Annotated in this window: 12 protein-coding genes and 1 pseudogene; 10 read left to right on the top strand and 3 right to left on the bottom strand. The window is 42.4% G+C overall.

Going from position 1 to position 14,081, the window contains the following annotated elements; translation table 11 throughout:
• Positions 1 to 185 precede the first annotated feature (185 nt).
• Positions 186 to 863, bottom strand: coding sequence for a tRNA (adenine(22)-N(1))-methyltransferase (locus tag L4C38_RS10900; RefSeq protein WP_428797585.1), 678 nt, complete (start codon positions 861 to 863; stop codon positions 186 to 188).
• Between the two features lie 776 nt (positions 864 to 1,639).
• Here L4C38_RS10900 and L4C38_RS10895 point away from each other — a divergent pair.
• Together L4C38_RS10895 and L4C38_RS10890 are read left to right on the top strand one after the other, a co-directional pair.
• Positions 1,640 to 2,842: an aromatic amino acid transport family protein gene (locus tag L4C38_RS10895; protein ID WP_428797584.1), complete on the top strand. Its 1,203-nt coding sequence runs from the start codon at positions 1,640 to 1,642 to the stop codon at positions 2,840 to 2,842.
• A gap of 731 nt (positions 2,843 to 3,573) precedes the next feature.
• On the top strand, positions 3,574 to 4,485 hold the full coding sequence (locus L4C38_RS10890; protein ID WP_428797583.1) for an ROK family protein: 912 nt from the start codon (positions 3,574 to 3,576) through the stop codon (positions 4,483 to 4,485).
• Positions 4,486 to 4,597: 112 nt separating this feature from the next.
• Here the strand turns inward: L4C38_RS10890 and L4C38_RS10885 are convergent, their stop codons facing one another.
• A complete protein-coding gene (locus L4C38_RS10885; protein ID WP_428797582.1) occupies positions 4,598 to 5,836 on the bottom strand; it encodes a DEAD/DEAH box helicase in 1,239 nt (412 codons plus the stop codon).
• Between the two features lie 338 nt (positions 5,837 to 6,174).
• On the opposite strand from L4C38_RS10885, the gene L4C38_RS10880 reads away from it, so the two are divergent.
• From L4C38_RS10880 to L4C38_RS10850, 7 genes are all read left to right on the top strand, one after another.
• Positions 6,175 to 6,879: a DUF969 domain-containing protein gene (locus L4C38_RS10880; protein WP_428797581.1), complete on the top strand. Its 705-nt coding sequence runs from the start codon at positions 6,175 to 6,177 to the stop codon at positions 6,877 to 6,879.
• Between the two features lie 3 nt (positions 6,880 to 6,882).
• On the top strand, positions 6,883 to 7,788 hold the full coding sequence (locus tag L4C38_RS10875; RefSeq protein WP_428797580.1) for a DUF979 domain-containing protein: 906 nt from the start codon (positions 6,883 to 6,885) through the stop codon (positions 7,786 to 7,788).
• An 8-nt stretch (positions 7,789 to 7,796) separates the two neighbouring features.
• Entirely contained in the window at positions 7,797 to 8,435 is a 639-nt protein-coding gene (pcp, locus tag L4C38_RS10870; protein WP_428797579.1) for a pyroglutamyl-peptidase I, read from the top strand.
• Between the two features lie 156 nt (positions 8,436 to 8,591).
• On the top strand, positions 8,592 to 9,323 hold the full coding sequence (locus tag L4C38_RS10865; protein WP_428797578.1) for an SDR family oxidoreductase: 732 nt from the start codon (positions 8,592 to 8,594) through the stop codon (positions 9,321 to 9,323).
• 22 nt (positions 9,324 to 9,345) lie between these two features.
• Positions 9,346 to 9,855, top strand: coding sequence for a GNAT family N-acetyltransferase (locus tag L4C38_RS10860; protein WP_428797577.1), 510 nt, complete (start codon positions 9,346 to 9,348; stop codon positions 9,853 to 9,855).
• 123 nt (positions 9,856 to 9,978) lie between these two features.
• On the top strand, positions 9,979 to 10,848 hold the full coding sequence (locus tag L4C38_RS10855; protein ID WP_428797576.1) for a patatin-like phospholipase family protein: 870 nt from the start codon (positions 9,979 to 9,981) through the stop codon (positions 10,846 to 10,848).
• A 53-nt stretch (positions 10,849 to 10,901) separates the two neighbouring features.
• Positions 10,902 to 11,531, top strand: coding sequence for a DsbA family protein (locus L4C38_RS10850; protein WP_428797575.1), 630 nt, complete (start codon positions 10,902 to 10,904; stop codon positions 11,529 to 11,531).
• Positions 11,532 to 11,618: 87 nt separating this feature from the next.
• On the opposite strand, the gene pdxR is transcribed toward L4C38_RS10850, so the two are convergent.
• On the bottom strand, positions 11,619 to 13,061 hold the full coding sequence (gene pdxR, locus L4C38_RS10845) for a MocR-like pyridoxine biosynthesis transcription factor PdxR (RefSeq protein ID WP_428797574.1): 1,443 nt from the start codon (positions 13,059 to 13,061) through the stop codon (positions 11,619 to 11,621).
• 92 nt (positions 13,062 to 13,153) lie between these two features.
• On the opposite strand from pdxR, the pseudogene L4C38_RS10840 reads away from it, so the two are divergent.
• Positions 13,154 to 13,825, top strand: a pseudogene (locus L4C38_RS10840) (pyridoxamine 5'-phosphate oxidase family protein).
• Positions 13,826 to 14,081: the final 256 nt, after the last annotated feature.

Raw genomic sequence — 14,081 nt, 5'->3', positions numbered from 1 at the left:
AGCTGTGGGATTGCAGTGATGCTTGGCGCTGAAAATCGAAGGCTTAGATTCAGTCATAAAGTCTTTGAAATACGAGCATTATTAACATTTGTCACTACATAGTAAGCTCAAGGATCATTATCAAAAGAGGGAGGGGGGACTTTGACAGAGTAACATCACCCGTTTCTTGATTCATAACTTTCAAATTAGAGAGTGATTGATTGATAAGCTTCAATTATCTGCTTTACGTCTTTTTTATGGCCTTGCTGAATTCGAATATAGTGATTTAACGTTTTCTGCAAATATTCTGCTGTAATAGTTGCTTGTTCATCAGTCGTAGCTTGCCAAATTTTACTCCCGACTAAACTCACCTGTTCATTATCTTCTTCAGGCAAAGAGCAAGCATAGATTACCTCGTAGAATCTTTGGTTATCTTTGAGCAGGAGCTCATCCTTCAAACCAAAACCCAATTGGTTAAGCTTCTGGCGCAACTTAAATTGATGATTTACTGGGCATAAAACGAAGTCGATGTCTAAATCGGGATAGTGATGGTGTATCGCATCAACAAACTTGGTGACTAGGTCTCCACCAACTCCTGCAATCATTACCAAGTGTTTTCCTTCAAACTGATGCAAAGGAAGGGTGGTAACGTCTAGACAATGTACATGCCATTTGGAGATTGGGTGTTGGAAGTAGCGTTGCAGCTTGTTTTCTACCTCTACCATCAGTTCGTGAACTATATCGACAAAATGAATGTGGGGCGCGGCATGCCTAGATAACAAGGCAGTGCCTAGGAATCCGTGATCACAGCAGCAATCCCAGATATGGTCATAGCCAGAGCCAACCAGTTGTTCAATTTCTTTTAGTCGTTTACTGAGTTTCAAGAGATATTCACCGTCATTATCAACTTGCCGTATTGTAATGATTTTAAGCAAATAGGCTAGGTGAGTATGTGCCGAGCTGTTTTGTCAGATGGTTAGTCATGGCGCCATATAGCATAATCGAATAAGTGCTGGTTAATAGGTCAAATTGGCACCATTACCCTAAGGCCCCTTTACACCATCAAAGGTGCAGATTTTTGATATCCACACGATTAAAAATTTTATCGGTAGACTTTCTAATTGTTCACGTAAAAGTCGATATTTGACGCCGAAGTTTATAAATTGATCATAAAGTGTTCGCGTTAGAGTGCAAATAAGGGTCGGTTGCAAATTATGTCGAGACATTTATTTATTCCCACTGACTTTAATAGTGAAATAAATGTAAATTATTTTTTAATTAATACTCTATTTTGTCTATATTTTGGTGAACGAATTATATAGGCATTGTTCATTTTTAGCCGTAAAACATGGCAAAGTGTCCATTTAAAGTGCCTGTAAAAATATATTTACATCGCGCAGAGTTTGGTTGCATATATAAAAAGTGTTTGCAGTATCCCACTTATCTACTTTGATGCAAATTTCATCGTCCTTTACTAGTTATTGATCTCTTGTTTTTATAAATAAAAGAGAATTGATCTCTCACTTTTGGCTAAATTATTCTGTTGTTTTTTATATACAAGTAAGTAAGTTACCTTTATCCGCTAACCTCTTTCCTAATTGGTCAATGCTCTATTTAATAGATGTCGATTACTACTGTTTAATAATAAAAAAGGCAACATATGGAAATAACTACAACAACATCAACAAACAGCATGTCCAAGGTGATTGGCGGCGGTTTGATTATCGCTGGTACATCAATTGGTGCCGGTATGCTTTCTATCCCGCTGATGTCAGCAGGATTAGGTTTCGGCGTGTCTCTAGCACTACTGTTTGGTTTCTGGGCTTTAATGACATATACCTCTATGTTAATGCTAGAAGTTCACCAACATGCTGATAGTTCGGCAACCCTACACACTCTTTCTTCTAAATTTTTAGGTAATCCAGGTAAAATTGCCGCAACAATCGCTACGTTCATGCTGTTGTATGCACTATGTGCAGCATACGTTGCAGGTGGCGGTAGCAACATGGCGACTCGTCTAGACCAGCTAACTGGTATTCAGATTCCTGCGTGGATGAGCTCTCTAATCTTCGTTACTATCGTAGCGGCACTTGTTGCAGCTGGTACAGCGGTAGTCGATAAAGTAAACCGTGTTTTGTTCGGCGCTATGATGTTAGCAATGGCAGGTGTACTTGTTTTCTTGAGCCCTAATATTTCAGGCACGTTGCTAGCGGCTTCTCCAGAAGGTTGGGGTCTATTCTTCGCAGCTCTTCCTGTAATCTTTACCTCGTTTGGTTTCCACGGTTCGATTCCTTCAATCGTTACTTACTTCGATGGTGAGACTAAGAACCTACGTACAGCAATGCTAATCGGTTCTTGTATTCCTCTAGTGGTTTACATCTTCTGGCTAGCATGTACTCTTGGTGTTGTTGAGCAAAACATCCTAATGGAGAACGGTGAACTAGGTGCGATGATTGGTGTTCTAGGTGAAACTCTAGGCAGCGAAAGCATTGCAGTGGCGATTGGTCTGTTTGCTGACTTGGCACTAGTGACGTCTTTCCTGGGTGTTTCCCTAGGTCTATTTGACTACCTACGTGATACAACGAAAGAAAAGCTAAAAGGCAACCGTATCTCTGTAGCATTAGTTACTTTCTTACCACCGCTAGCGTTTGCTTTGTTCTACCCACAAGGCTTCATCATGGCTCTAGGTTACGCAGCAATCGCTCTAGTTGTAATTGCTATCTTCCTACCAGTTCTTATGACTATCGCTTCTCGTAAAGTACACAAAGAAACTCACTTCTACCGTGTTAAAGGTGGTCCAATCGCAATGGGTGCAGCAACTCTTTGTGGTGTGGTAATTATCCTAGCTCAGTTCATCGCTTAATTCGGTGATTAGCTAAAGCAATAAAATAAGCAACTAATTAAATGCCGTTCACGAAAGTGAGCGGCTTTTTTTATGTTTAAGTTTAAATCAGTAAATCGTTAAGCGAGTTGCTAACTGATAAAATAACCCTGCAAGTACTTTTCAATTCCACACTTCAAGCAATAAATATAGTTGTCATTAACATCGTATCGAGATGAACATAGTATTCTGAAACTTCGGCTTCAAAGAAAGTGCATAGCTCGAGATGTAGATCGGCAGAGCGTGCGATACCCAAGTGACTTCAAGATGCAGGATTCAGAGCCTTGTCACTGGCTCCAGTTTAAGGAAAACAACGACGTGGAATAGCGATCTATTTCCTAGTTGTTTGACGAGAAAATGGTTCCAGTGACAGGCTCACGAAGGGCGAGTTTGTTAGGTTCGCAGACTACGTTATCGATTCTTAATTTAGAGCGACTAGATTTGCAAATCGATGCCTTGCCTGCAAACCTAACAACTCTCGCTGAACTAAGCATCTTGAGGTTACTTGGGTATAGATGTCATAAAGCTTATATATGACATAGTGACTTGCAATCAAAAGCGAGTCAGACTAGCAGGGCTAGGAGCGTCAACAGTTAGGATTGGGCATTATCAAAATTGGATAAAACTGAATGTGAAACAGTTTTTATGTCGTCCCTGCAATACATTCATTAGAAAATTGAGCCAAATGAGTTCAATTGTTCGGAGGCTGTTTTATGCTAATTGGGCTTGATATTGGCGGGACCAAAGTCGAAGGGGTTATTGTTTCTTCTTATGATGGTCAGGTTCTACATCGATTGCGGGTTGATACCCCCAAAACAAACTACGTCGATTTTTTGTTAGTCGTAAAAAATTTAATCACGGCATTGATGGGAAAAGAGCAAGTAAGATCAATCGGTGTTGGTTGCTGTGGCTCAATAAACCGCGTCACGGGAAAAATTCAGGGCGCAAATCTTCTTTACCTTAACGATGAAGATTTTTTGACGGATCTCCGTTCAAGCTATTCAATCCCGGTCGCGTTTACCAACGATGCCAACTGCTTAGCTATCTCAGAGTTTAAATCTGGTGCGGCCAAAGACGCTTCAAACTCATGCTTGGCTGTCATTCTTGGTACTGGATGTGGTAGCGGCATTGTTATCAATGGCGACATTGTTGATGGGCAACATGGTTTAGGTGGTGAGATAGGGCATAACCCGTTGCCTAGTTTTGATCCTGATATTGATGGTCCTTCTTTTCAGTGCTATTGCGGGTCCTATAATTGCAACGAGACTTTTGTCTCTGGTACTGGTTTTGAGCGAACGTGGGCAATTAAGCACCCCCCTCAGTCTGCCAAAGAAATCTTTGCGTCCTATGCGATGGGCGATAAAAATGCGATTGCTCATGTTGAATATTATGCTGACTGTTTAGCCAGAATCTTGGGTACGATCGTTAATGTCATTGATCCTGAAGTGATTGTATTGGGCGGTGGTGTATCGAATCAGGATGGGATTTACCCACTTGTTCAAGAAAGGCTAGCTAGTTATACATTCAGTAAAAGCGTTTCTACGCCAGTACGTAAAGCCTTGCATGGCGACTCTAGTGGTGTATTGGGAGCGGCGTACTTACCAGTAATAAAGGGTATGATCTAAGTAGAGCAAGGGACAAGCATCAGAAAAGGGGTATTTTTCTTTTTAATCTCGGTTTAAACCACCTACAGAAGTAGGTGGCTGTCGTGACAAACCATGTAATGCTTGTTATTGATTATCGAGCTATAGGCTTATTGCCTTTGCCTTGGAACTGCTTAATGCTTTTCTTGTTGTTGCTGCGACGATTTGCCTTCTTATCTCGTGGTGCGCGCTTATTCTCACCGGTTGATGGCGTATCTGTTACAGGAAAATCGTCTAACTCTTTAAGCGGAAGCTCTCTTTGAGTGAGGTTTCGGATTGCTGCTAGCGCATCCATTTCGCCATGGCATACAAGTGAAATTGCCATACCTTGATTGCCTGCTCTTGCTGTTCGCCCAACTCGATGTACGTACACTTCGGTATGAGAAGGTAGCTCAAAGTTCACCACAATCGGTAACTGATCAATGTGAATCCCACGAGCCAAAACATCAGTGGCTATCAGTACGTTGGATTTGCCGTTTTTAAAATGATCTAACGCCTCTTCACGTTCAGCTTGGCTTTTATCTCCGTGGAGTGAAACGGTTAAGATACCTGCTTTATTGAGCTTTTTGGTTAAGTTATCTGCATTCTCTTTTGCACCGATGAAAACTAATACCTGTTGCCAACTATGGCGATCAATCAAATGAATTAGCGCTTTGGTTTTACTTCCTTTATTGACCAAATATAACGATTCGGATACATCGCTGTTGATGCTGTTTTCTTGATGTGCAGCGATATGAACTGGGGCGTTCATCAATAACGCGGCTTTGTGCTTTAAGTCATCAGAGAACGTAGCCGAGAACATGGCAGTTTGGCTTCTACTAGCGGTCAGATTTGCGATACTTTGTACATCTGCCCAAAAGCCCATATCCAATAACCGGTCGGCTTCATCCAAGATAAGGTAACTTACAGCCCCAATATCAAGTGTTCCATCGTTGGCAAGGTCCAATAAGCGGCCGGTGGTTGCGACGATAATATCGGGCTTATGTGAGAGGGCTTCTTGTTGGATGCTCTTATCTATGCCACCGCATAAACAGACGGTATGCAGATCTAATGTTGAAGCTATTTGATCAATCGCGCAGCTAACCTGAGTCGCAAGTTCGCGAGTTGGTACGAGGATCAACCCTTGTTGACGTGCGCTGCTAGCATGCAGTTGTTGCACTATTGGTAAGCCATAAGCCAGCGTTTTACCACTGCCAGTATTCGCTAGCGCCAATACATTATGGTTAGCCAACAGTTCGGGGATAACCAATGACTGAATTTCGGTGGGTGTTTTAATGTCATCTGGTAGTGCTTGAATCAGTTCAGCACTAAGTGAGAGAGAAGAAAATGACATGGTTTTGTACCTTTAATAAAGAATATTCAGCGCAGATGAAGCAGTAATCTCGAACTTTATCATATTCCCTATTCTTATGCGTAAGCCTTTAAACTCGGGATATGAGCAAATAACACGTGAATAATAGGAGTATTGGTTTTTATTGCTTAAAAAATGCCCTTCTCTTTTGGTGTGAGATTGTTTGAAGTCGAATAACAGCTGTGAAAAATTAATTTAATGGATATCACAAAAACCCTCGATTGAAGCACGTGTTTTATGTTTCCTATACTCCCGGCATCAACATGTTTTCTTAACGTGTTGATTGAAAATTATTGTTACGGAAAGTTTAGGGAAAACCTATGATCGATTTATGGCCATTAATTGGCATTGTGATAATCACATTAGGGTTAGCTCTAAAGCAAAATACTCTATTGGTGATTTTAGTCGCAGGTGTAGCGACTGGTTTAGTTGCTGATATCGCGGTGATGGATATTTTATCCGCTCTTGGTCAATCTTTTACCAAGAACCGTTATATGTCGCTGTTTATTTTGGTGCTACCAATGATTGGTATTTTGGAGCGTTATGGCTTGCGCCAACGTGCGGAAGATCTGATCGGTTCAATGAAAAAAGCATCAGTAGGCAAAATTCTGATGACTTACTTGTTGCTGCGCAAAATAACTAACGGCATGGGGCTTAACATTGGTGGTCATCCTTCAATGATTCGTCCTTTGATTGCGCCAATGTCAGAAGCTGCGGCAGAGAAAATCTCTCCAGATTTAACGGATGAGAAACGCCAAACGATTCGCGCATTATCTGCGGCAAGTGAAAACTTTGGTAACTTCTTCAGTCAGTTACTGTTCATTGGCACCGGTGGTTTGTTGCTAATCAAAGGGGTGATGAGTGACAATCAGTTAGACGTAAAATTGGAAACCATGGCGTTGTGGGCGTTTCCAACGGCGATTGTGTCATTCATCATATTTGGTCTCTTTACTCATTACATTAGTGCACGCTTAGATAAAAAGTCTCCGGCGGTTCAAATACCACAACCAACAGAGGAGCGCTAAGCGATGCTTGAATACGTATACCAAGCCACAGGTCTTTTGCTGTTGGCATTCTCTCTACAAAGCTTTTTAGATAAGAAAAATCCTAAGCGAATAGGCAGCGGTTTATTTTGGCTTATCTACGGCATGACGTTTATCTTCGGTGCAATGACCCCACACTGGGTGACGGGTGTAATGGTATTGCTGCTTACCGCGCTCGCCGCAGGTGGCTTTATGGGTATCGGTAACTATGGAACGACATCAGATAAAGATCGTAAGCACAGTGCATCGCTTCTGAAAAATAAACTGTTTGTACCAGCGATTGTTGTCCCTGCAGGTACAGTTCTTATCAGTCAGTTGACACCATTAGGTGCGTTGGTTGGCTTAGGTATTAGTTCAATTTTGGCAATTGTCGTAGCGCTGGTTGTTACAAAGAGCCAGCCAATGCATAGTTTAAATGAAGGTCGTCGATTGATTGATTCGATCGGTTGGGCTGCTATTTTGTCTCAGTTTCTTGCGGCTTTAGGTTTTTTATTTAACCAAGCGGGTGTGGGTGATACAGTCGCGGCAATCGTGAAAATGATGATCCCAGAAAACATGCTATTGGTGAAGGTTATTGCTTACTGTGTCGGCATGACACTATTTACCATTGTGATGGGTAATGCTTTTGCCGCATTTGCTGTGATTACCACAGGTGTTGGTATTCCATTGTTGATCCTTGAACATAGTGGCAACGCGGCGATCATTGGTGTACTCGGTATGCTTTCTGGTTATTGTGGTACGTTAATGACGCCAATGGCGGCAAACTTTAACGTAGTGCCAGCGGCACTGTTAGAGCTGAAAAACAAACACCACGTCATTATGATGCAGGTCATTCCTGGTTTGTTGATCCTGACATTTAATATCTTCCTTATGTACAGCTTTGCCTTTTGAGAATAATGATGAAAAAAGTACTAATTACAGGTTTTGAACCTTTTGGTGGCGCGTCAATTAACCCTGCCTTAGAAGCGGTAAAGCAATTAGAACAAGCTCAACTTGAAGGCGGCGAAATTGTTATTTGTGAAGTACCGGTAACTCGATATGAGTCGGTAGACACTGTGATTGCAGCAATAGAAGCACACCAGCCTGATTTTGTTATCACAGTCGGTCAGGCGGGGGGGCGTGCGTCTATTACACCTGAGCGTGTTGCGATTAACGTTGATGATTTCCGTATTCCTGACAATGGTGGCAATCAGCCAATCGATGAGCCCGTTGTGGTTGACGGACCTGATGCATACTTTACAACGCTACCAGTCAAAGCTATCACGCATACACTACAAGAGCACGGCATTCCATGTCAGGTTTCTAATACGGCAGGTACATTCGTGTGTAACCATTTGTTCTACGGTGTTCAGCACTATTTGTCTGATAAGAACATTGGACATGGCTTTGTACATATTCCACTACTGCCAGTACAAGATACCACTGGCAACCAAGCGACTATGTCACTAGATGCTATTGTTGAGGGCTTACGCTTAGTCGCGCAAGCAACAATTGACAACGAGCAGGATGTAGCGATTACCGCAGGTCAAATCTGCTAGTCCAGTATGCTCGATTGATAAGCCCGCCTTGTGCGGGTTTTTTTTATATTTACGGAACTGTAAGCGATGATGTCACATACCTTGATCACTTAATCTTGTTTGTGATACCTGTTAATAATCAAATTTGAGAGTGTTCCACTGATTTAAGGGCATAGTATGCAAAATGTGGCTATTGTAACTGGTGGCGGTCGAGGGATTGGCGCGGAAACATCGAGATTATTGGCGCTAAAAGGCTACAAAGTGTGTGTTAATTATGTAGTTGATGCCTATTCAGCAGAGCAGGTTGTGGGGAGCATCAAAGCTAGAGGTGGAGATGCTTTTTCGTTTAAAGCTGACGTCTCAAATGAAACTGAAGTGCAAGCCATGTTTGATGCCGTTGCTCAGAGTTATGGAACCGTAACCCACCTAGTCAACAATGCTGGCGTGTTATTTACTCAGTCACGATTGCATGAAATCAAGATAGAACGTTTTAAAACGGTGTTAAATACTAATGTAGTCAGCTGCTTTTTATGTTGCAAAGCCTTTATTAAGCAGGCGACCAGTGCTGGGGCTATCGTTAATGTCTCATCAGCCGCATCTCGCACAGGAGCGCCGTTTGAGTATATAGACTATGCCGCATCAAAGGGAGCTATGGATGCGCTAACAAAAGGGTTGTCTCTCGAATTAGCTGAGCGACAAATACGAGTTAACGGAGTTCGTCCAGGGTGTATTTATACTGATATGCATGCCGATGGTGGAGAACCTGATCGAGTCGATCGTTTAGCGTCACAAATTCCATTAAAGAGAGGTGGTACCGCGGAGGAAGTCGCGCAAGCTATTACTTGGTTGTTGTCGGAAGAGGCGTCATATGTGACGGGGTCTTTTATTGATATTGCCGGCGGAAACTAGCTCTTAATTCAAGGAGATAAATATGGAGTACAAGGAATTATCAACTATTTCTGGATATGAAATTAACCTACGAGATCTGTTGATTGATAGTATCGAAGACGGCTCATCAATTGGCTTTGTGTTGCCGATAGAAACTGCCGAGGTGGATGACTACTGGCAAAGCGTCGAGGCGGATTTGTACGATGGTTCACGTAAGTTTATTATCGCCCTAGAACAAGACCAAGTAGTAGGTGCTGTTCAATTAAGTTTGTGCACTAAAGCTAACGGTTCACATCGTGGTGAGGTAGAAAAATTGATGGTATCGACCTATGCACGAGGCAAAGGCATCAGTAAGCAATTGATGGCATTGATCGAAACGGTATCGCTGCCATTAGGGCTATCTTTATTGGTGCTTGATACGCGTAAAGGTGATGTTGCATCGTCACTTTATCGTCGCATAGGATATCAAGAAGCCGGTGAAATTCCAGAGTTTGCACGCAGTTCGAACGGGCAATTTGATGCGACAGTCTACTTCTATAAGCAGCTTGCTTGATTTAGTTCGCTATCAATAGATGTTGCTGATTAATTTGATAAACATAAGCAATTAGAGTTGTAGCACGCCTTTGGGTAATCTGTACCTAATTTCAACGTATCATGTTTTTATTAGGTTTAAACAATGACAAACAAAGCGTTAGTTGTGGAAGGCGGAGCAATGCGTGGCATATTCGCTAGCGGCGTGCTGGACGCCTTTTTGGATCAGCAATACAAACCATTCGATTTTGCCGTTGGCGTCTCTGCTGGGGCATCCAACTTGCTTGGTTATCTTTCTAACGCTCCTGGTCGTAGTTATAAAGTGATCACAGAGATCGCGACAGATAAGCTCTTTTTTAATCGTACCCGCTTTGCTCGTGGTGGGGATCTGGTGGATGTTAAGTGGTTGATTGATGAGTCGAATAGACGCTTTCCACTAGATAAAAAAGCGCTGTTTGCAACTCCAATGATTGCCGCAGTGACCAATATCGAAACCGGTAATGCTGATTACTTTCAATTATGCGCATGCAATTTAGACAGTGTGCTGGAAGCGACAACGGCGTTACCTATTGCGTATAAGTCAACTCCCTGCTTTTCTGGAGGTTGTTATACTGATGGTGGAGTAGCTGATTCCATACCAGTGAAAGAGGCTTACCGTCGCGGAGCGCGTGACATTACCGTGGTGTTATCACAGCCTCTAAGTTACCAAATGAGACCGACTCGTGCGCCATGGTTAATGAAAAAATTGCTCGCTCGTTATCCGAGCATTGCAGAATCGATGCTTGTACGGGCAGATAACTACAATCAATCATTAGAATTTATTCGTCATCCGCCAAATGATGCGACAATACGCGTTATTGCGCCGCCGGATGAATTTCATGTTAAACGTCTTACGATGAATAAAGCAGTGTTAGAGCAAGGTTATCAGATGGGTTTAGAGGCGGGATGGCAGCATTTAGTCAACCGCAACGGAACCCATGGGTTAGATGATCAAAATTGCCACTTCTGTTTGTAGTGAGTGGGAAATTGGTAGGTTGGTTGCTCTATTAAGAAAATTGAGGATTGATAATGAGTAAAGCTAAATTGTATTACGTGCATGATCCGATGTGTTCTTGGTGCTGGGGCTACAAACCTTCTTGGGAACACATCGAACAAGTGCTTTCCCATGACTTTGAATCAACTATAGAGATTTGCTATTTAGTTGGTGGATTAGCGCCGGATAGTGATGAGCCAATGCCAGACGAGATGCAAAAGCAAATTTTATCTTATTGGCGAAAGATTGAAGACTATTTAGGTACTCCATTTAACTATGATTATTGGTCAAAAAATACGCCAAGGCGCTCTACATATCCGGCTTGTCGTGCGGTTATTGCTGCAAGAGAGCAAGGCGCTGAAAAGACAATGGTGAACGCGATTCAAAAAGCGTACTACCAGCGAGCACTCAACCCAAGTGATTACGAGGTTTTGATTCAATTGGCAGATGAATTGCAACTTGATATCAATCAATTTCACCACGATATTAAAAGCGAAGATCTGAATAAAAAATTGTTAAATGAAATTGGTTTCGCGCGATCCATTGGCGGCAATAGTTTCCCATCGTTGTTTCTAGAACGTCAAGGTAAGATCGCAGAGTTACCAGTGGATTACCAAGATCCACTGAAAACCCTAAACCTGCTCCGTCGCTATTTAGCAGTGTAGCCATGTTGCATGGCATTGCAGCTTAGCATAGAGTTAAGCCCCGGTGTTGCTACTCTTCAACCATCCGATGCTTCGCGGAGGGGGGCTTCAATTACCGTGGTTAAAGCAATGTGCCAACACTGCTATTTTGGTTTCTAATTCAGCAAGTGGTGTATTACCAAACCCAAGCACGAGCCCATTCCATTTTCGGCCCTGTTTGCCATCGGGTTGATAGTACTTTAGTGAGCGAACGATCAGGTTTTTCGCCAACGCTCTGTGTCGTAACGTTTCTTCATCAACACCACCGTACCAACGTAAAGTAACGTGTAATCCGCCAGGTTGGCTGATGATCTCAGCTTCCCTCCCAAAATGGTGCTCAATAGCTTTTACCATTGTTTGATGTTTTTCTTTGTAAAGGCGACGCATTTTACGGATATGGCGAAGCAGTTCACCTTCAGCAATGAAATCAGCCAAGGCGTGTTGTGCATGAGCGGGTGAATCACCGCCCAGTGCATCTTTAATTGTGTTACACCGTTCCACTAATTTTTGCGGGACAACCATATAACCCATTCTTAAGCCGTTAAACATCACCTTACTCAACGAGCCTATGTAGATTACATGTCTATCAAGTCCTAGCTGAGCAGCCAGCCCTTGCATACTGGTATAAGGGCGGTGGGAAAATTGAAATTCGCTGTCGTAATCATCTTCAATAATCCAACTTTCATTTTGGCTTGCCCATTCGATGAGCTTTAGACGTTGCTCTGAATTTATCGTCGTCCCCATCGGATATTGATTACTTGGTGTTACGTACAGAGCTTTCGCGTGACTGTTTAATATTTTACCAATATCTAATCCAAGAAAAGGTTGTACATCAATATGCGATTTTCTGATTTTGAGTAGTTTCGCGACCTTATCCATTTGGACATAACCGGGGTATTCCAATAGCAACGTATCATTTTGGTTTAGGGTTGCCATAGCGGCGATTGAAAGTGCTTGTTGAGCGCCACTAGTAATAATAACCCTGCTTGGTTCGCACACAACAGATCGGCTTGATGAGAGATAGTTTGCCAATGCAATTCTCAGCTCTAAGCTTCCTTGAATATCACCATTGCCGAGTATGGCGGGGCGAGAAGCGTGATTTTGAAGATAACGTTGCCACTTCTTTAGTGGAAACAGAACAAGGTCAGGTACGCCGGGGGCAAAAGAACGGTTGTGATCCTCTGTGCTATCCCTTTTGTTAGGAGCGCTATTAATGCTTGCATCAGGTAAATAGCGTTCAGGTAACTCAATGCAAACATAGAAGCCACTGCTTTTTTTGCTTTCTATATACCCTTCGTGTGTCAGTTGCTCATACGCGGCCGTGACGGTATTTCGACTCAGACGGAGTTCAATTGACAGTTTTCTTGTTGAAGGCAGTTTTCCTTGTAGTGGCCAAAGTCCGCGAACAATTTTGTCACGAATGGCATGGAATAGCTGTTGCTGCAATGTACCTTTAGTTTGCTTCAGGTAAAGATCACCGACATCAATATGCGGATTTGTTCGCGGTGTCATAACTGGCTCCATGCATTAGTTAAAACTGGCTCTCTATAAGAGACCAGTTTGGCGGTATCTTATCGTTAAAGCAATGTTTAATAGGGACGTTTATGTTATCTAAGACATCGAGAACGACAATAAAAAAAGCCGCTCATAAAGCTCGAGAAGAGACTGATTTACTACATTAGATCATCGATGAATCCTTGATCGCACATATCGCGATCACAGAGTCATTGGGACCAGTTGTAATTCCAATGTTAGCGTGGCGGGTGGGGAACAATGTGTATATCCACGGTGCCAACAACAGTCGTTTAATGCGAAATCTCAGTAAAGGGGATATGACTTGTTTAACTTTTACTTTGTTTGATGGTTGGGTCTTGGCACGTTCCGCCTTTCATCACAGTGCTCATTACCGTTCTGCTGTCGTGTTTGGTCAGTTTGAAAAAATAAAACAAAGGGAAGAGAAGGATCGACTTCTCAATCATTTTATTGAACAGATAGCGCCGGGAAGGTGCGCAGATATCCGTTTAAGTAATAAAAAAGAGCTGGATGCCACAACTTTGTTAGTGATGCCCTTAACCGAAGCGTCAGTAAAAGTGAGCAGCAACGAAGTAGCAGACGACAATGCTGATTTGGATATTCCCGCATGGGCAGGATTTATCCCATACAAATCAGTTGTCGGTCCTCTAAAGGCGAGTGTAACTCTCGCTGAAGGGGTTAGTGATCCGGACTATTCGTCTGCTTATGGTGAACGTTGGTCTGAGAACAAAGTTAGTAATTAAATTTCACACGGCGTTAATTATTAAATTATTCTCACGCGGAGATTTTTTAATATATTTTTCATGCAGTTAAATCAGATGATTATTATTACTACGTTGGTAATAAAAAAATTGACAGATAGAGCTAACGGTTGATGAACTTTTGAGAAACCTTATGTCAAGCCAGTCATAGGTGGATAATTTAATATTTGCTAAGCGACCTCGGCTTAATGTCACAATATTAGTAAAAGTTCATATATGTGATCTTTGTCCCATAATA

It is taken from the genome of Vibrio kasasachensis (genome assembly GCF_050337565.1).
GTDB classification, from domain to species: Bacteria; Pseudomonadota; Gammaproteobacteria; order Enterobacterales; family Vibrionaceae; genus Vibrio; species Vibrio kasasachensis.
Note: the sequence above shows the minus strand (reverse complement) of the source record. Positions and strands in the feature narration are given on the sequence as shown.